This is a genomic window from Caldisericaceae bacterium, from assembly GCA_036574215.1.
Classification (GTDB): domain Bacteria; phylum Caldisericota; class Caldisericia; order Caldisericales; family Caldisericaceae; genus Caldisericum.
The window spans coordinates 18,526-36,797 of sequence record JAINCR010000012.1; the positions used below are offsets into that span (position 1 = coordinate 18,526).

The window sequence follows — 18,272 nt, forward strand, 5'->3', positions numbered from 1 at the left end:
AAAAAAATGAAAGGGAAAAACCAGAAGGATTTAAAAGAAGAAAACACTTCAATGCTTTTGAGGTTAGTTAGGGATAATCCAGATGTCTCCCGTATTGATGTCGTTCGGGAGACATCTTTAACACCTCCTACGGTCTCAAGGATTGTCGCCTTCCTTACAATGAACGGTGTTCTTTCCGAAAGAAAAGCAGATACAAGCAACATTGGAAGAAAGCCGTTCTACCTTGCTTTCGTTGGGGGAAATTTTTTGGCAATTGTAGTCGAGATATCCTATACGTTTGTCCTTTTCGCAATAGCGGATCTCAATGGTGGAATCAAGTATAAAAGGGAAATTAAAACAGATACTTCCATCTCAAATAGTGAACTTAAGAAAATTATTTTAGAAAATGTGAATGATCTTAAAAGAATTTTTCCTTCTGTAATTGCAGTAGGTATGTCTTCACCTGGGAGGGTAGATCCTAAAAAAGGTGTAATAGTAAGTATTCCAAATCTTAGGAATATAAGCCATTTTGATATAAAAGATATTGAAATGGTTGTTAACATTCCTGTCTTCATTCTAAACGATGCAAACGCAGAAGCACTTGCAGAAAGGTATTTTGGAGAAGGAAGAGAAGTTAAAGACTTTCTTTTACTTCACATTGGCTTTGGAATTGGGGGCGGTTTTGTTGTAAATAGAAAACTTTACAATGGCAATTTTGGAGTTTCTTTAGAAATAGGTCATATATCTATAGATCCAAATGGTCTTAAGTGTGATTGTGGAAATATTGGGTGTGTAGAATTATACGCAAGTTATAACAAAATACTAGAAGACATTGCTCATGCTGTTAATAGAGATACTTTAACAGAGGATGAAGTAGTGAGTTTACTTAAAAATAAGAACAGTAATGCAATTGAAGTTATTAAGAAAAAAGCCTCATTAATAGGACAAATGCTTTTAAGTGTGGTAAATGTTTTAGCACCTGAGAAAATTATCGTTGCAGGACCAGCAATTAAGATAAGTGACTTCTTAATTCCTGCTATAAAAGAGGTGCTTTATTCAAAGTCTTTTTATGGATTTGGAAGCGGTATCAAGATTGTGCAATCAAAATTAAAAGAGAATGTAGGCTTAATAGGAGCAATGTCTGTAGTATTGGAAGAGTTTTTGGATCATCCTTATGAATTTATAGGCCGTAGAGCAATGACAAGAAAGCAATAGTAACAAATAAGAGTGTTAATATTCCTAATGTGTAGAGTTGGGTATTTACAGGTGGATACTCTTTTGATTTAATATAATCTTTTGTTTCTCTATGGTTGATTAGATAAAGAGTATAAATTTGCCAAGGTAAGATAAGGATACTCATCAAAGCTGCTCTATCTGGCGAAAGTCTTGCGATTCCCATAGCAAGATAGGGTGTAAAAGCACCTACATTAAAAAGCGCAATAAAGGAAGCAGATTCTTTAAAAAATAACATACTTAAGAGAAATAATAAGTTTAATGAGATTAAAAAAATCATGATGTTTTTTGCAACTTTGGTTGAGTTTGGAGATTTTTTTATAAGAAGCACAAAGGGTATCGAAGCGATCATAAAAAAAAGGATAAGTATTGCCAATAAATATTTTGTTAGTAAACTTTCTACAATTTTGAATCTTAAGTACAGGTTGTAAGCAAAAACAATGTAATAAGAAAGACCAATCCCTAATATATACACCAAAATTTTGTATTCTTTGGGCATTCTATCCATTTTTTATCTGCAAACCCAACTCTTCTAATTGTTTTTTATCGACTTCACTTGGTGCATCTGTTAATGGGCAAGTTCCCGAAGTTGTTTTTGGGAAGGCAATTACATCCCTTAAACTTTTTGCATTACTTAACAACCAAACCAATCTATCCAATCCGAAGGCAATTCCGCCATGTGGAGGAGCACCATATTTAAAGGCATTTATAAGAAAACCAAACCTTGATTCTATTTCCTCATCTTTTAAACCAATTGCTTTAAATACCCTTTTTTGAAGTTCAGGATCATGGATTCTAATACTTCCCCCACCGAGTTCACTTCCATTCAATACTAAATCATATGCAATTGCCCTAACATCTTCTTTATCACTTTCTAATTTGGGTAAATCATCTATGTTTGGCATTGTAAATGGATGATGCTCTGCAACATATCTTCCTTCCTCTTCACTAAACGAAAAAAACGGAAAGTCAACAATCCAAAGAAAATTCCATAGATTCTTCTTAATTAAGTTGAATGTTTCTCCAAAGTATAGTCTAATTCTTCCTAAAGTTTCAAAGCCGCCCTTTTTGGGTACTGAAAATAACGTAAGTAAATCGCCGTTTTTCGCTATTTTGAGAATTGCATTTTTTTCTTCATCTGAAAGGTATTTTTCATAAGAAGATTCAATGTGATTGTCAATAATTTTAAATTCGATAAAACCAACAACTCCGAATTGTTTAGTTGCTTCTTTTAAATTTTTGATTTCATTTCTTGATAGATTTGCCTTTTCTGGTATTGAAAGAGCAAGGATTAAATTTTCCTTTGTATTTTGAAGTATTTTTAACTGTGTGTCTTTGAAGGCATTTGTTATATCTTGGATATGTAGATCAAAACGGGTGTCTGGTTTATCAGAACCAAAATTTCTCATTGCATCTTTATAAGTCATTCTTGGAAAAGGAGTTTGAATCTCTATATTCATAACCTCCCTAAATAGAGTTTTGAACATCTCTTCAACAAGATTTATAATATCCTCTTGTTCAACAAAAGACAATTCTAAATCTATTTGTGTGAATTCAGGTTGTCTATCCACTCTTAAATCTTCATCTCTAAAGCATCGTGCAATTTGGAAGTATTTTTCAAATCCACCAATCATAAGAATTTGTTTAAAGAGTTGTGGGGATTGTGGTAAGGCATAAAAATGCCCTTTATTTATTCTTGATGGCACAAGAAAATCTCTTGCTCCTTCTGGTGTGCTTTTTGTTAGGTTCGGAGTTTCAACTTCAATGAAATCTTTTGATATTAGAAATTGCCTAATGGTTTGAGTAATCTTTGCCCTTAGTTCAAAAATTCGTCTTACTTCTTCTTTTCTTAAATCGAGATACCTATACTTTAAGCGTAAGGTTTCATCTATTATTTGGTCTGAAAATGGGTTAAAAGGCAAATCTTGGGCTCTAGAAAATATTTCGTAATCTTTTAATTCTATTTCAAAATAACCTGTCTTCAAATTTACATTCGGATTTTCTCTTCTTTTTACTACCCCTTTAACTCCTAAAACAGATTCTATCTTTAAACTTTCTAACTCTTCAAACCTTACTTTATCAATTGCGTTTGGATACACAACAACTTGGACTAATCCACTTCTGTCTCTTAAGTCAAAAAATAAGATTCCTCCTAAATTTCTTTTCCTATGGATCCATCCATTGACGACGACTTCTTTTGAGACTAAATTTTCATCAATATCTGAGTTAAAAACTGTTCTTTTAAGCATATTTCTTCCCCCTAATAAAATCTATTAAGTGTTCTTTTTTGAAATTTTCTTGTTCTGAAGTTTGCATATTCTTTACTTTAATCGTTTTAGTGCTTATTTCTTCACTTCCAATTATAACGGTAAAAGAAACACCTACTTTACTTGCTCTTTTTATTTGGTTTCCGATGTTGTCGCCCTTTACATCTAAGTATGCAATAAAGCCATTATCTTTAAGTATATTGGCTACTTCATAGGCTTCTTTTAAAAATTGTTTATCATAGGCAATGTATATGCTTTCCTTCTCTTTAATCGAGTAATTTTGTGCTTTTAGAATTTCAATTAGTCTTTCAATACCCATTGCAAAACCAACTCCAGGTGTTTTTCTTCCGCCTAAGTCTTCAATGAGATAATCATATCTTCCTCCACCTAAAAGGGCGTTTTGGCTTCCAAGATCCTCAGAAATCACTTCAAAAACAGTCTTCGAATAATAGTCAAGTCCTCTTACAAGTTTATTATCAATTTCAAACGGTATACCAAGTTGCTTGAGCCCCTTTTTAACTTCTTCAAAATGTAATTTACAATCTTCACATAGGTAATCATTAATTGTTGGCAAAGAATTTTTAAGTTCTTCTTTTTCTTCTTTGCAGTCAAGAATTCTTAAAGGATTTGTATCAAATCTCCTTTTACAGTTATCGCATAATTCTTCAAAATGTGGAATAAGAGCATTTTTAAGGGCTTCTTTGTAAATTGGTCTACAAGTTCTACAACCAATGCTATTAATTTTTATCTTAAGATTTTTTATGTTTAAACTCTCAATTAATTTAATTGCAATTTGTATTACTTCAATATCTAAAGTTGGTGAGATATCTCCAAGTGCTTCGACACCAAATTGATAGAATTCTCTATATCTTCCTCTTTGTGGGTTCTCATATCTAAAACATTGCCCAAAATAGTATAACCTAAGAGGTTTTGGCTTAGTTTCCATATGATGCTCGATATAACTTCTTGCAACAGAGGCAGTAAACTCTGGCCGTAATGAGAGAAGTCTTTCGCCTTTATCCATAAAGGTGAACATTTCCTTTTCAACAATATCTGTAGTATCACCAACAGAACGGTTGAATAACTCTGCATACTCTACTGTTGGTAAAACTATAGGTTTATAGCCAAAGCTTTTTGCAACAGATGAAGCAATATTTTGTATGTGCTCAAATATGAGAGCATCTTCAAAGAGTATGTCTTTAAATCCCTTGACATTTTTTATTTCCATTTTCTTATCTCCCATGGTATATAGAGAATTTTAATACACTTTACAGAAAAAATCAAGCAATGCCCTTTGAGAAAAGTTAAAATTTTTGAATTTAGATTCTTCTGATATAATTTAGACATGAAAAACCAATTTTTAGATCAACAAAAGGATGAACTCAACGGTTTTAAAATTTATTCTTATTTAGCTTCTAAATCAAAAGGAAAAAACAAGGAGATACTTTCTAAGATTGCTCTTGAAGAGGCTAAGCACTATAAAATTTTGAAAGACATTACAAAAGTTAACGTTAAAGAGCATTTCTTTTTGGTTGCCTTATACAAGATCCTGGCGGTGTTATTCGGAGTTACCTTTGTAATCAAATTAATGGAAAAAAATGAGAAAAAAGCTACCGATGAATATGCAAATTTTATAAAAGCTGGTTATGAATCATTTGCTAAAGAAGTTTTAATAGATGAACAGAGTCATGAGAATACCCTCATACAGCTAATTGAAGAAGAAAGAGTTGATTACGTTAGCTCTATTGTCCTTGGCCTAAACGATGCTTTAGTTGAAATAACCGGAACTATTTCTGGTTTATCGTCAGCACTCCAAAACTCAAAAACCATAGGAGTTGCAGGGTTAATAACAGGTATTGCCGCATCTTTTTCAATGGCTGCTTCTGAATATATTTCTAAAAAGACTGATATAAAAACAGAAAGAAGTCCAATAAAAGCCGCTTTTTATACATTTTTTGCTTATTTTCTTGTTGTTATTTTACTTGTATTACCTTTCTTTTTCTTAAGTAATTACTATATCGCTTTTTTAATTTCCATTGTTGTTGGTGTAGCTATTATTACTATTTTTTCTTTCTATATTGCTACTGTTCAAGATAAAAGCTTCTTAAAGAGTTTTATTGAGATGGTGTTTGTTGTTTTTGGTGTTGTTTTGCTAACATTCCTTATAGGTTTATTGGCAAGAAGTTTCTTACATATTAATATTTAGAGAGGTGCTGTGTGATTAAAAAAGTTCCTAAATTCTTCGTAAGTTTAATCACCATAGGGTATGTCTTTGCTTTTTTCTCGCTGTTTGATAAAACAAAGCAGTATTTTGGATTGGCTTCATTTTTGGTTGCCGTTGTATTACATCTTGTGTTAATTTTATCTAATGAATACAAGTCTTCAAGGCATCTTTCCCTTGCTTCAAAGTATATTGAAAAGGGTGATAGCATTAGGGCATACGAGGAAGTAATTACTGCTTCCAAATTATTCGAAAATGAGGAAGAATTATACAGGTTATTTCATGATAAAAACAAGTTCAAAGATACTGTAAAAAAGGTAGCTAGCTTAATCAGTCAAAATTTTGAAAAATACGACACTCCATACTTAAGACTTATTGCTGCCATGTTTTACTACATAGGTGAAGATTTAATTAAGGCAAAAAATACTCTCTTAGTAGTTGATGAAGATAAACTAACTATAAAAATGGTAAGATTGCTTGGCTCAATTTTTTATGAACTTAAAGACTATAATCTTGCTTTAAAGTATCTTTCCCTTTATGACCCTCCGTATCTTCCCATGAATGAAGATGAACTTGCAGTTGTTTTTGGAATGGGATTGTGTTTTCTTAACCTGAAAGATATGAATAAGGCAATAGAGTACTTTTCAAGGGTCGAAACAAAAAATCCAAAATACGGAAACGTTCAAAAAATATTGGATAATCTACTTCAACAAGATCAAGACTAAAGTCTTGTTTACTTCTGTTTGCTATTATCTTCTAAAGGCTTTTGTTGTGCCGTTATCTTTTCTTCAAGGTTTTTAATTTCGTCATCTTTTTCTTTTAAAAGTTGTTTATATTTCGAAAGTTCTCTATAGTGAACAAAGAGAGTAATAATCCACATTATTAAAAGACCTGAAATAAGAAGCGTAAAACCAAAAACGCCAAGAGTTGTTATAAATTGAAATACTAAGAAATTTACCGTAACTTGTTCGTTATTTTGTATCAAAAGTAAAACAGTGCAAAGCAAAACTATTAGCATAATGATTAAAAAGAAATTTAACTTTTTCATAAGTCACCTCCTTTAAATAGGTGCTTTTTATTTAATTATAAGTTAAAGAGGTTGTTTTTCAAATTATCAGTTTGTAGGCTAATGAGCTTTCAAATACTAATTCCTCATCTTTAGGGATGGTAACAAATTTAACACCTTCTATTGTATAAGATCTGTAGTTTTTTTCTATTTCTACATCTGAAAGGAATGCAAAAGTTGAATTAAACTCATCTATAAGTTTTAGATAACCTTTTACGCCTTTCTTTTTTAAGGAAACAGCAAGCTTTTCAAAAGTCTTCTTGGATATATTTTCAATGTTTTCTTTAATTACATCACCTTCATTAAATTTTGTTGATAGTTCGTTTATTAGTATTTCCTCAATGGTTTTTATCTTTTTTGATAAATTTTTGTTCTCTTCCATTAATTTTTGGATTGAATTACCAAGTTCTTGTTCACTTGTTGTAAACAACTTTGATAAGTTTCCAAGGATGTTTACCTTTTTTTGAATTATTTTAAGAGCTCTTAGTCCCGAAGCAAAATACAACCTTAAATAATCTTTTTTTACCTTTTCCTTTTTAAAGATCTTTATTATTCCGATTTCATTTGTTACATTAACATGTGTGCCACCACACATTGTAATATCAAAACCATCGACTTCTACAATTCTTATTGGTCCTTTAATTTCTGAAGCCTTTCTTATATCAATCTTATATGCTTGTTCTCTATCTATGTAATACTTTTTAACAGCCCTTCCACTTAAAACTATTTTGTTTGAGAGTAATTCAACATTTTCTAACTCATCCTCTTTTAATTCTACTCTGTTGATATCAATTGTTGAAAGTTCTTCCCCCATATGGAAACTAACAGTCTCTATCCCGTAAAGAACCTCTAATGCTCTTGAGATTATATGTTGTGCAGTATGTTCTCTTTCAATATCTTTTCTTCTTTCGGCATCGATTTTACAGTGAACAGGAATAGTTTCTTCAAAGTGATCAACTTGATGGAGTATGTTTCCATTATCATCCTCAAATACATTCAATACCTTTGCATTCCCAATGTATCCTCTGTCGCTTAACTGGCCTCCAACTCCATCGGGATAAAAATGAGTTTCACTAAGGATTATGAACTTTTTTCCGTCTTTTTCAAATTGGTTTAAAATTTTTGAGTTAAACTCTAAAACATCATAATTCATATAAAATTCCTTCAAATACTAATCTTGTAGGGCCTGATAGGAGATTTCCAGATTCTCTTAACTTTACGTTAAGCGTACCTCCTCTTGTATGAACGGTTACAATTTCAGAACCACCAGAAACTTTATTAAAAACATAAGCAGAGGCAACAGCACCTGTTCCACAAGAAAGTGTTTCTTCAAACACTCCTCTTTCAACCGTCCTTGTTGTTATAGTATTTTTGTCTATAATTTTCACAAAATCAACATTAATTCCTTTTGGGAATATTTCAGTATGTTTTATTATTTTTAGAGCTTTTGTTTTTTGAATTCTATTGATTTGATTAGAAAAAATTACCGCATGTGGTTCTGAGGAATTTACAATATGTAAATCCAAACCGTATAGATTAATCTTTAAAAAGATACTACCGGAAGATGACTTAACAAAATCATCTAAAGGTAACATTTTTCCCAAATTTGCTTCAAAATAATTGTCTTTTATCTTGTTAACTTGTTTTAGACCTGAAAGGGTTTCTACTGTGATATTTTGCATATTAAAAAACCGATCAAAGTACAAACCTATACAACGAAGACCGTTACCGCACATAGATGATTCACTTTCGTCTTTTTCTAAAATCCTCATTTTTATTGTTGCAACTTCACTATTTTCAAGTACAAGGAGAGAATCTCCTCCCACGGAGAAGTGCCTATCAAGTATTTTTTTAGCAGTTTCCCTTAGGTTTTTAATTTCGTTAAACCTTCTATCTATCACTACAAAATTATTGCCAGCACATTCAAATTTATAAAATTTAAGCATTTTTTCTTTCTATTTCTCCGCCTAATTTTTTTATTTTTTTAATATACTCCTCATACCCCCTATCGATATGTATTGGATCAAATACTTTGCTTATGCCCTTGGCAGATAGACTTGCTAAGACCAAGGACATACCGCCTCTTAAATCCGTTGCTGTTGTAATCGAAGATTTTAATTCTGATACACCTGTAATAAAGGCTGACTTATCTTCAAGTCTAATGTTTGCACCCATCTTTATAAGGTCATCTACAATTCTAAATCTATTTTCAAAGACCGTTTCTGTTATAACACTTGTTCCTTTTGAAATTGTTAATAATGTAAGCATTTGAGATTGCACATCTGTGGGAAACCCTGGGTATGGCATGGTTTTGATGGTGGTTCCACTGAATTGGTCCTTGTAGGTAATAGTTATTGTGTCATCGGTAACTTTTAAATCGAGGCCAATTTCTTTTAGTTTCATTATGACCGCCTCAAGGTGCTTTGGCTGGACTTTTTTTACTGTGATTTTTCCTTTTGTAATTGCACCTAAGATGAGATAAGTTGAAGCTTCAATTCGATCAGGGATTATCGCATATTCAATAGGTTTAAGCTTTTTACCACCCTCAATTTTAATAGTATTACCAGAACCATTTAATGTAATTTTTGCTCCGGCCTTGTTCAAAAAATCTATCATATCTTTAATCTCAGGTTCTCTTGCGGCATTTTCGATTACTGTTTCTCCTTCAGCAAAAAGAGCAGCAAGGATAATGTTTTCTGTTGCACCAACACTTGGATAATCCAGAAAAATTCTTGTTCCTTTTAATTTTTTTGGGACATGAGCCTTTAGTATACCGTGTTCCCATGTGATTTCTGCGCCTAAACTCTTCAACCCTTTAATGTGTTGATCAATAGGTCGCTTTCCAATATTACAACCACCCAAATTTGGAATGGAAGCTTCTCTTTCCTTTGCAATAAAAGCCCCTAAAAAGGTTTGCGAACCTCTAATATTCGCAGCTTCTTCTGGGGGTATTTCGGTTCTGAAATTGGAACTTGCGTCTATTTCGATTTCATTGCCTTCCATTTTAACATAGACACCAATTTTTCTAATTTGGTCTATGAAGCTTGTTACATCGATAATATTTGGTGCGTTAGAGATTTTACACTTTCCTTCAATGACTAAACAAGAAGCTAATATAGGAAAGGTAGCATTTTTAGAGCCAGAGATGTCTACATTCCCTCTAAGGGGTTTACCACCATTTATTTCAAGATATTCCATCTGTTCCTCCACTTAGTAAGTATTCGTGAACTATTTTTGCAATTCTTCTACCTGCAAGTCCATCACCAAAAGGGTTTCTTACATTTGCTACAGAATTTCTCTCATTTTCATTATTAATTAGGTTTTCAACTTCTATTACGATTTTTTCAAAGTTTGTTCCAATAAGTTTAACAACTCCACTTTCTATTCCTTCTGGTCTTTCTGTTGTTTCTCTTAAGAGAAGCACGGGTTTTTTTAGAGTTGGAGCTTCTTCTTGGATTCCTCCGGAATCAGTTAAGATTATTTCTGCTTTTGAAAGAAGCTTAATAAAAGTTATGTAATCCATGGGTTCAACGAGTTTAACGTTTTCGTTGTTTTGTAAAATATTATTTACAACGTTTCTTACAACAGGGTTTTTATGAACGGAAAAAATTATCTTGTATTCGTTACCGTATTTTTTGCTTATGTAATCAATTGCTTTACATATGTTTTCCATTGGTTGTCCCCAGTTTTCTCTTCTGTGGGCTGTTACTACAATGAATTTTTTATTTTCCTCAATAGGCAAATCAGTTTTAGCATCTTTAGAAATTATTTCTAAAAGAGAATCAACTATAGTATTTCCTGTTACAAAAATTTTAAATTCTTTAACTCCTTCTTTTATTAAATTTAACTTAGTTTGTTCAGTTGGAGCAAAAAATAAATCAGCAAGTGCGTCTGTAAGTTCCCTATTCATTTCTTCTGGAAACGGAGAATATTTGTTGTAGGTTCTTAACCCTGCTTCTACATGTCCAATAGGGATTTTTTCATAAAAAGAAGCAAGAGCTGAAGCAAAAGTAGTTGTTGTGTCTCCATGAACGAGTGTTAGATTTGGTTTTTCTTTTTCAAAAATCTCTTTCATTCCGTTTAGCACTTTTACAGTGATTTTTGTGAGGGTTTGTCTGTCTTCCATTACATTAAGGTCGTAGTCAACTTTAATTTCAAACATTTCAAGAACTTGTTTGAGCATTTCTTGGTGCTGGCTTGTAATTATTACTTTTGTTTCAATATCATCAAATTTATTAAGCTCTTTATACACTGGGTACATCTTTATTGCTTCTGGTCTTGTTCCAAAAACCAAAAAAACCTTCTTTTTCATCTCATTTTGCCCCAAAAGTTATTATAGCACCTGTAATCGATAACACGAAGGTAATAAAGTAGTATATTAACGCAATAGTTTTTTGAGATAGTCCTTTTTTAAGTAGTCTATAGTGTATGTGTTCGTTATCGTATTTAAAAGGAGACCCTCCATGTATGATTCTTCTTACAATTGATGTGAATACTTCAACAATCGGAATTCCCAACGCAAGAATTGGTAAAGCAACTACAATAAAAGTATTGATTTTATAGGCACCGATGATTGAAATTATACTAAGCATAAAACCAAGAAGTCCTGCACCTGAATCTCCAAGAAAGACACGTGCAGGATTAAAATTATAAATGAGAAATGCAAGAAGTGCACCTGAGAGCCCTATAAGAATTAATGCTAAATTTAAATTTCCCTTATACATTGCCGTAATTGCCAAAAAGAAAGAAGCAATGAGTGAGACTCCAGAAGCAAGTCCATCAAGGCCATCGATTATATTTATAGCGTTAATTAAACCAACGATCCAAAGAACGGTGAATACGTCACCTAATATACCAAGTTTTAGCATGTTGTCTGTGAATGGAATTGAAATCTCCCGAAACTTCGTCCCTGTAAGAACAACAACTATTGCAGAGATGAACTGTATTAAAAATTTTTGCCTAACTGTAAGTCCCTTTTTGTCGTCGAATAGTAAACCAAAAAATAAGATTGTTGCTCCAGTTATTATTCCCAAAAGTTGCTTACTGAATTGTTGTACAAAAAGAAAAAGGATAATTATGGTAATATAGATTGCAATACCGCCAGAACGAGGAATTGGCTCTTTATGGATTTTTTCTCTTGACTCTTTATTCGGAAGATCAATGATGCCGAACTTTCTTCCAATTATAATTGAAAGTGGTGTAAGAAAAGAAGAAACAAAGAAACCAAGTAAGAAAATGTAGGATATTGTAAAAGAGTTTTTATTCAAGAAAATGATTAGATTTTTCATTTTGTGCCGAATAATCTATCTCCTGCATCGCCTAATCCTGGCACAATATAACCATGTGAGTTAAGATGTTCATCAATTGCAATTGTATATATTTTTACGTCTGGATTTTCACGTCTTACTTTTTCAATTCCTTCTGGTGCAGAAATTAAACATACAAATAAAATTTTATTTGCTTTTGCCTCTTTTACTAAGGAAATTGTTTTATTTGCAGAGCCTCCTGTTGCAAGCATAGGGTCAACTATCACTACAGTTGAATTTTCTAAGTTTTCGGGCAGTTTGCAATAGTACTCAACTGGCTGTAAACTTTCTGGATCTCTATAAATTCCAACAAATCCAACTTTTGCTTGTGGGATGATATTAAGTATTCCTTCTGCCATTATCATACCTGCTCTTAAAATCGGCACAATCACAATATCTTCGTCTATAACTTTGCTTTTGGTTGAAGAAATTGGCGTTTCAATTTCTATTTCTTTTAGTTTGATATTGCTAAAAATTTCGAAGACCATCAAGCCCGAAACTTCTTTTACTAACTCTCTAAATTCTTTTGGGTTTGTATCTTTTTTTCTTAGATAGGTAAGTTTGTGTTGAATTAAAGGGTGTTGTATTAAAATTACGTTTTCCAAAATAACCTCCTTTAAATATAAGATATATTATTATAAAGTGGGAATTGTTGAGTTAATAATTTGACTTCGTTTCTCACTTCTTCTAATTTCTTTTCATCGTTTCTATTTTCAATTGCTTTGTTAATGAGGAAAGCAATTTGTTCCATTTCGCTTTCTTTCATCCCCCTTGTGGTAAGTGCAGGTGTTCCAAGTCTTAAACCGCTGGTTTTTGTAGGTGGGAGTGGGTCAAACGGTATTGATTCTTTATTTGTTGTTATGTATACTGAATCAAGGAGAATCTCTGCGTCTTTACCTGTAATGCCTTTGTTCCTGAGGTCAATTGAAATAAGATGATTATCTGTTCCATTGGTTATGAGCCTAAAGTCAAGTTTCATAAGAGCATTTGCAAGTGCTTTTGCATTTTTTACAACTTGTTTTTGATACTCTTTAAATTCGTCTGTCATTGCTAGCTTTAGTGCAACAGCTTTTGCAGCAATTACATGTTCAAGAGGTCCACCTTGAGTCCCTGGGAAGACTGCTTTATTTATTATTTTTGAATGTTCACTCTTGAAAAGTATTAATCCTCCTCTTGGTCCTCTGAGTGTTTTATGTGTTGTTGAGGTTACAAAGTCTGCATAAGGCACAGGTGATGGATGTATTTCTGCTGCAACTAAACCAGCAATATGAGCCATATCTACCATAAAATATGCATTGACACTCTTTGCAATCGTTGCAAATTTTTCAAAGTCAATAAATCGTGGGTATGCACTTGCTCCAGCAATAATAACTTTAGGTTTATGTTGTTTTGCTAAATCTTCTACCTGATTGTAATCAATAAGCTCAGTTTCTTTATCTACTCCATAATGGACTGCTTTAAAGTATGTTCCTGTGATACTTACCGGACTGCCATGGCTTAAATGTCCGCCTGCAGATAGGTCCATTCCTAAAAGTGTATCTCCTGGTTGCATTGTTGCAAAGTAGACTGCAAAGTTTGCCTGTGATCCTGAATGCGGTTGAACGTTAGCATCTTCAGCTGAGAAAAGCTTTTTTGCTCTTTCAATTGCAAGAGATTCAACAATATCAATAAATTCACACCCGCCATAGTATCTTTTGTTAGGGTAGCCTTCGGCATATTTATTTGTTAATACTGAGCCTTGAGCCTCAAGGACGGGTTCCATTACATAATTTTCAGAAGCAATTAATTCAAGTTTACTTCTCTGTCTTTCAAGCTCACCTTGCATGGCTTGCGCAAGTTCTAAATCAATTTCTTTGATTCTCACTTTTACCTCCTTACTCTAATGCTCTTGCTATTGCAATAAAATAAATTAAGTTATTTTTATTTCTTTTACTAATTGTATCACATATTTCTTTTGCTGTTGAGCCTGTTGTAAACACATCATCAACTATAAGTATATCTTTATTAAGGTTAGCATCAACTCTAAAGGCGTTTTTAATATTGGTTTCTCTCTCTTGTTTTGAGAGTTTGGATTGCCTTTCAGTTTCTCTAATTTTGTATAATCCTTTAAAAATAGGTTTATTGGTTTTTCTTGCGATTTCTTTAGCAATTAAGTATGTTTGGTTGTATCCTCTTTCGCTTTCTTCTCTTTTTGTCATTGGAACATAGCCTATGGTCTCAAAATGGATATTTTGTTTCTCCGTAAACTGAATAATTTGTTCTGATAGAAATTTAGCAATAACTTTATAATTTTGAAATTTGAATTTAGTTATTACTGTTTTTATAACTCCAGTGTAGTTTGTCATTCCAAAATAGTATATCATGTCTTTGTGAAAAATGAGAGGGTATTTATTGTATTCAATTTTACTTGCGCAATCGTTGCAAATAAAACTATCATAAAGCTTTTTTCCACAGACTACGCAATGCGCTGGTGCAACAAACTCCTCAAAAAAATCTCTAATGTAAGTATTTAAGAAATGCTTCAAAATTCCTTTTTGCATTTTCTTTAAGTTGTGGTAGTTTATTTTCGATTAAACTTGTAATCTCTTTTTGTTGCTTTACAAAATCCGTAAATACATTTGCAAAATTAGATAAAGTTAAATCCTTAATTTCAATACCAGTTAATCCTATAAATTTGCTTAAATTTTTAACCTTGTCATCGTAAAAAATGGGTAAGACAGGTTTCTTAAGCATAATTGAAAAAACAATGGAATGGTATCTTGTCCCAACTACAAACTTTGCGTTTTTCAAAACTGAAAATGCTTCTTCAAAGGTTTTTGGAACAAATACTGGGAATTTTGTTTTTTCGTTAATTTTTTTGGCTAATCCCAAGTCTACTGCAGGATAAAATGGCACAAGAATTGTTTCATAGTGCGTTTTATAATGTATAAAACGTGCAATATCTGCTATTTCTTCAATATCAATATTTTCGTTTCCCTTTATCTGCAAAACATTGTAGTTTTCTTCAATGGGTAAAGTTGGTAAAGTACTGAACTCATAGAGGAAAGCAAGATCAGAAGTTACAAAGATTTCGTTTTTTAAACCACACTCGAGAAGTAAATTTTTTGATTCCTCGTCTCTTACGGTTATTAAGTCAACACCTGTTAAGGCATGTTTAACTATCTTTTTGCTGATGTTTTTCTTTAATGGGCCAATCCCTTGTGCGAAAATAAAGGTTTTTTTATTTGCTATCTTTGAAAGATTTATAAGCGTTGTGTAGTATAAAAGGCTTTTTAAACTTGTCTTATCTTGTAGAAGTCCACCTCCTCCTGAAATAAAGGCGTTAACTTCTTTTAAACTTTTTAGAATTTCTACAATATTAGTTCTATTAATTTCGTTTTCATTCTTTTTTTCTTTAACAAGAAAGAGAGCGATTATATTATTCTTTTTTAGTTCCCTATTTATTACCTCTTTTATTATTTCATCTCCTAAATTTCCAAAACCAAAGTATCCTGAGACTAAGACATTTTTCAATCTAGCCTCCCCAGAAAAATCCTAACGGTAAGTTCAACAATATTAAGTAGTCTGCCAATCCTTTTCGGTTGGACGATTGTCCTATAAAGCCACTCAATTCCAAGTTTTCTAACAAGTACAGGAGCTCTTTTAACTTTTCCACTCCATACATCAAAGGAGCCACCTATTCCGATATTTACGGGTATATCAAGATCTTTATTCTTTTCAATCCATTTTTCTTGTTTTATCCCACCCATTCCCACAAAAAGTATGTGTGGCCTGCTTTCAAAGATGTGGTTTCTTATTTCCGCATCTTCCGTAAAATAGCCATTATGGAAACCTACAATGTTTAATTTCGGGAACTGTTTTGTTATATTGTTGACTGCCTTTTGTATAACTTCTTCTTCTGCTCCCAAGAAGAACACTCTATACCCTTCAATTTCTGAAACTCTTAGAACTTCCCAGGCAAACTCAATACCGGGAATTCTGTTGGTGATTCTCTTTCCGAATCTTCTTACCGCCATTATTACGCCAATTCCATCGGGGATCACAAGATCTGCCTTTTTTAAAATCTCCAAAAATTCTTTATCTTTAATGGCCCTTGAAAGCATTTCACCATTTATTGTAACTACGATATGATAGTTGCCTTCTTTTATAAAACTTTTTAAAATTTCAATATTTTCATCAAGTGTCCTATTGGAGATTTTTACGCCTATTAAATCCGCTTCTTTTTTACTAGGAATTTTCCTTTTATAGGCTTCTAGTAAAAATCTTGGGAGACTTAAAATACGGGGTAAGCGTTTTGGATCAAGTAAAAACCTATACAGCCATTCAAGGCCAAGTTTTTGCACAATTGCCGGTGCTCTTTTAAATTCTTTTGAGAAAACATTGAAAGATCCGCCAACACCCATAGCAAATTTCACATTGAGGTTATTCAAATTCCTGTAGATAAACTTTTCTTGTTTGGGTGATCCCATACCGATAAATAAAATGTCAGGTTTTGATTCTCTTATTATTGAAACAACTTTACCTTCATCTTCAAAATATCCATTATGAAAACCAACTATTTTTAAATTTGGATATTCGTTTTTAATGTTTTCTATTGCTTTTTGAAGGCTTTCTTCTTTTGCCCCAAGGAAGAATACTGAATACCCTTTTTGTTCTGCAAGAGCAAGTAGTGAAGAAAATAAATCAATACCAGTGATCCTTTCCTTAATTTTTATTCCTTTAAAAAGCGAGGATGCAAAAATAATACCAACTCCATCAACAAAATTTAAGTTAGAATGTTTTAAGATTTCCAATATCTCCTTATCTTTATATGCTTTTAGTGCCTTTTCTGGGTTAACCGCAACTGCATAAGAGGGTAAGCCTTTGGTAATTAAGTTATCAATGTGTTTTAATGCCTCTTCAAATGTAATATTATCTATAGGGAGATCAAAAATTTCTATTCTCATATTTTTATGTATACTGCTCCAAGTTTGGTTGCTTGTTGCATGTCTATTTTTTGCTTTGCATCAAAAATAATTGGTTGGTTATTCAATAAATGAAACCAATTTTGGATATTATAATCTATTTCGTCTTGGATAATGGGTATTACTACAACATCAGCACCAATAAGTGCTTCTTTTAAAGAGTTAACTTTATCTTCGAATACTCCACTTACTTTTGGATCGAAGAATCTTACCTTTGCTCCTTTTGACTTAAGAATTTCTTTTAGCATAACCCCAGGACTTTCAGATATGTCTGAAGAATTATCTTTCATAGCAATGCCAAGGAATACTATGTATGAATTTTCTATTTTTTTACCTAAATTGTTTAGAGTATTTTCTATTCTATTAGCAATTTCTTTTGGCCTTAAATCGTTTACTTCTCTAGCTGTATGAAGAAGTGGTAATTCTATGCTCAATTTATCGGAAGTATAAAAGATATATTTAGACGCAAATGGGATGCAATGTCCTCCAACTCCTATTCCTGGTGTTAATAGTTTTACTCTTCGGTGTGTGTTTGCTACTTTTATTACTTCCATTGTATCTACTCCAATTGCATTTGTAAGCTTTCCTAATTCGTTAACAAGCGCTATATTTACATCTCTTGAAGCATTCTCTATTAATTTTGATATTTCAACTACTTCAGGAGTGCTTGCTTCAAACACATTTGGATTAATAATTGACAATAATTCTTTAGCTTTTTTTGTTCCTTCATTATTTATACCTGCTACAGCAACAGGCATTGTCTGGAATTCTTCAAATGCCTGTCCTTCTGCGATTCTCTCAGAAGAATATGCAAGAAGAAAATCTTCGTTAACCTTCATACTACTTACATTTTCCAAAATAGGCAAAGCGACATTCCTTGTTGTTAAAGGTGGAACAGTTGATCTAATTAATACCAAACTATCTTTTGTAAGATACCTTCCTATACTTTTCATAGCATCTTCAAAAACTTCCATCTTGATCTGTTCATTTTCAATTGGTATGCCAACGGTTACAATAATATCTTTAATATCTTTTAAACCTTCTTCGTATGAATATGTTGGAACAAATAAACCTTTCTTTAGACTTTCTTGTAAAATTTCTTCTATATGAATTCCTTTGTATACTTCATATACGTGCGTTTTTCCATTTTTTAATTTTTCAATGTAATTCTTGTTAATGTCAATTCCGTATACTTTTACTCCGTAGAGTGTGTAAGTAAGAGCAAGGGGTAATCCT

Annotated in this window: 18 protein-coding genes; 3 read left to right on the forward strand and 15 right to left on the reverse strand. The window is 32.3% G+C overall.

Going from position 1 to position 18,272, the window contains the following annotated elements:
• Positions 1-6: 6 nt before the first annotated feature.
• Positions 7-1,194, forward strand: a complete 1,188-nt coding sequence (locus tag K6343_00480) for an ROK family protein (protein ID MEF3244450.1) — start codon at positions 7-9, stop codon at positions 1,192-1,194.
• On the opposite strand, the gene K6343_00485 is transcribed toward K6343_00480, so the two are convergent.
• The 3 genes from K6343_00485 to hisS are packed head-to-tail and all read right to left on the reverse strand — an operon-like array spanning position 1,160 to position 4,707.
• On the reverse strand, positions 1,160-1,720 hold the full coding sequence (locus K6343_00485; GenBank protein ID MEF3244451.1) for a hypothetical protein: 561 nt from the start codon (positions 1,718-1,720) through the stop codon (positions 1,160-1,162). The genes K6343_00480 and K6343_00485 overlap by 35 nt on opposite strands.
• The gene (gene aspS / locus K6343_00490; protein ID MEF3244452.1) at positions 1,713-3,461 is read right to left on the reverse strand and encodes an aspartate--tRNA ligase; all 1,749 of its coding nucleotides are present in this window, start codon (positions 3,459-3,461) and stop codon (positions 1,713-1,715) included. The genes K6343_00485 and aspS overlap by 8 nt, the downstream gene beginning before the upstream one ends.
• Positions 3,454-4,707: a histidine--tRNA ligase gene (hisS, locus tag K6343_00495; GenBank protein MEF3244453.1), complete on the reverse strand. Its 1,254-nt coding sequence runs from the start codon at positions 4,705-4,707 to the stop codon at positions 3,454-3,456. Before hisS ends, aspS begins: the two co-directional genes overlap by 8 nt.
• Positions 4,708-4,824: 117 nt before the next feature.
• On the opposite strand from hisS, the gene K6343_00500 reads away from it, so the two are divergent.
• Entirely contained in the window at positions 4,825-5,685 is an 861-nt protein-coding gene (locus K6343_00500) for a VIT1/CCC1 family protein (protein MEF3244454.1), read from the forward strand.
• A gap of 11 nt (positions 5,686-5,696) precedes the next feature.
• Complete coding sequence (locus K6343_00505) at positions 5,697-6,425, forward strand: hypothetical protein (protein MEF3244455.1); 729 nt, start codon at positions 5,697-5,699, stop codon at positions 6,423-6,425.
• Between the two features lie 8 nt (positions 6,426-6,433).
• Here K6343_00505 and K6343_00510 read toward each other — a convergent pair whose 3' ends face one another.
• The 12 genes from K6343_00510 to K6343_00565 all read right to left on the reverse strand — a co-directional run.
• Entirely contained in the window at positions 6,434-6,748 is a 315-nt protein-coding gene (locus K6343_00510) for a LapA family protein (GenBank protein MEF3244456.1), read from the reverse strand.
• A 58-nt stretch (positions 6,749-6,806) separates the two neighbouring features.
• Positions 6,807-7,919, reverse strand: a complete 1,113-nt coding sequence (locus K6343_00515; GenBank protein MEF3244457.1) for an alanyl-tRNA editing protein — start codon at positions 7,917-7,919, stop codon at positions 6,807-6,809.
• The gene (gene dapF, locus K6343_00520) at positions 7,909-8,712 is read right to left on the reverse strand and encodes a diaminopimelate epimerase (GenBank protein ID MEF3244458.1); all 804 of its coding nucleotides are present in this window, start codon (positions 8,710-8,712) and stop codon (positions 7,909-7,911) included. The genes K6343_00515 and dapF overlap by 11 nt, the downstream gene beginning before the upstream one ends.
• Complete coding sequence (gene murA, locus K6343_00525; GenBank protein ID MEF3244459.1) at positions 8,705-9,964, reverse strand: UDP-N-acetylglucosamine 1-carboxyvinyltransferase; 1,260 nt, start codon at positions 9,962-9,964, stop codon at positions 8,705-8,707. Before murA ends, dapF begins: the two co-directional genes overlap by 8 nt.
• Positions 9,951-11,078 (reverse strand): UDP-N-acetylglucosamine 2-epimerase (non-hydrolyzing), encoded by a 1,128-nt coding sequence (wecB, locus tag K6343_00530; protein ID MEF3244460.1) that lies wholly within the window; start codon positions 11,076-11,078, stop codon positions 9,951-9,953. The genes murA and wecB overlap by 14 nt, the downstream gene beginning before the upstream one ends.
• Position 11,079: 1 nt before the next feature.
• Positions 11,080-12,054, reverse strand: a complete 975-nt coding sequence (locus K6343_00535) for an undecaprenyl/decaprenyl-phosphate alpha-N-acetylglucosaminyl 1-phosphate transferase (GenBank protein MEF3244461.1) — start codon at positions 12,052-12,054, stop codon at positions 11,080-11,082.
• Positions 12,051-12,677, reverse strand: a complete 627-nt coding sequence (gene upp, locus K6343_00540; protein ID MEF3244462.1) for a uracil phosphoribosyltransferase — start codon at positions 12,675-12,677, stop codon at positions 12,051-12,053. Before upp ends, K6343_00535 begins: the two co-directional genes overlap by 4 nt.
• A gap of 11 nt (positions 12,678-12,688) precedes the next feature.
• A complete protein-coding gene (locus tag K6343_00545) occupies positions 12,689-13,936 on the reverse strand; it encodes a serine hydroxymethyltransferase (GenBank protein MEF3244463.1) in 1,248 nt (415 codons plus the stop codon).
• A 10-nt stretch (positions 13,937-13,946) separates the two neighbouring features.
• Positions 13,947-14,597, reverse strand: a complete 651-nt coding sequence (locus K6343_00550) for a ComF family protein (protein MEF3244464.1) — start codon at positions 14,595-14,597, stop codon at positions 13,947-13,949.
• Positions 14,569-15,585 (reverse strand): polysaccharide pyruvyl transferase CsaB, encoded by a 1,017-nt coding sequence (gene csaB, locus K6343_00555; protein MEF3244465.1) that lies wholly within the window; start codon positions 15,583-15,585, stop codon positions 14,569-14,571. The genes K6343_00550 and csaB overlap by 29 nt, the downstream gene beginning before the upstream one ends.
• The gene (locus K6343_00560) at positions 15,582-17,018 is read right to left on the reverse strand and encodes a WecB/TagA/CpsF family glycosyltransferase (GenBank protein MEF3244466.1); all 1,437 of its coding nucleotides are present in this window, start codon (positions 17,016-17,018) and stop codon (positions 15,582-15,584) included. The genes csaB and K6343_00560 overlap by 4 nt, the downstream gene beginning before the upstream one ends.
• Positions 17,015-18,272: nucleotide sugar dehydrogenase (locus K6343_00565; GenBank protein MEF3244467.1), on the reverse strand; the 1,258-nt coding region annotated here is incomplete at its 5' end. The genes K6343_00560 and K6343_00565, both read right to left, overlap by 4 nt.

Coding starts and splice junctions, on each gene's coding strand:
- K6343_00480 (MEF3244450.1), top strand. CDS start 7: ATGAAAGGGAAAAACCAGAAGGATTTAAAAGAAGAAAACACTTCAATG.
- K6343_00485 (MEF3244451.1), bottom strand. CDS start 1,720: ATGGATAGAATGCCCAAAGAATACAAAATTTTGGTGTATATATTAGGG.
- aspS (MEF3244452.1), bottom strand. CDS start 3,461: ATGCTTAAAAGAACAGTTTTTAACTCAGATATTGATGAAAATTTAGTC.
- hisS (MEF3244453.1), bottom strand. CDS start 4,707: ATGGAAATAAAAAATGTCAAGGGATTTAAAGACATACTCTTTGAAGAT.
- K6343_00500 (MEF3244454.1), top strand. CDS start 4,825: ATGAAAAACCAATTTTTAGATCAACAAAAGGATGAACTCAACGGTTTT.
- K6343_00510 (MEF3244456.1), bottom strand. CDS start 6,748: ATGAAAAAGTTAAATTTCTTTTTAATCATTATGCTAATAGTTTTGCTT.
- K6343_00515 (MEF3244457.1), bottom strand. CDS start 7,919: ATGAATTATGATGTTTTAGAGTTTAACTCAAAAATTTTAAACCAATTT.
- dapF (MEF3244458.1), bottom strand. CDS start 8,712: ATGCTTAAATTTTATAAATTTGAATGTGCTGGCAATAATTTTGTAGTG.
- murA (MEF3244459.1), bottom strand. CDS start 9,964: ATGGAATATCTTGAAATAAATGGTGGTAAACCCCTTAGAGGGAATGTA.
- wecB (MEF3244460.1), bottom strand. CDS start 11,078: ATGAAAAAGAAGGTTTTTTTGGTTTTTGGAACAAGACCAGAAGCAATA.
- K6343_00535 (MEF3244461.1), bottom strand. CDS start 12,054: ATGAAAAATCTAATCATTTTCTTGAATAAAAACTCTTTTACAATATCC.
- K6343_00560 (MEF3244466.1), bottom strand. CDS start 17,018: ATGAGAATAGAAATTTTTGATCTCCCTATAGATAATATTACATTTGAA.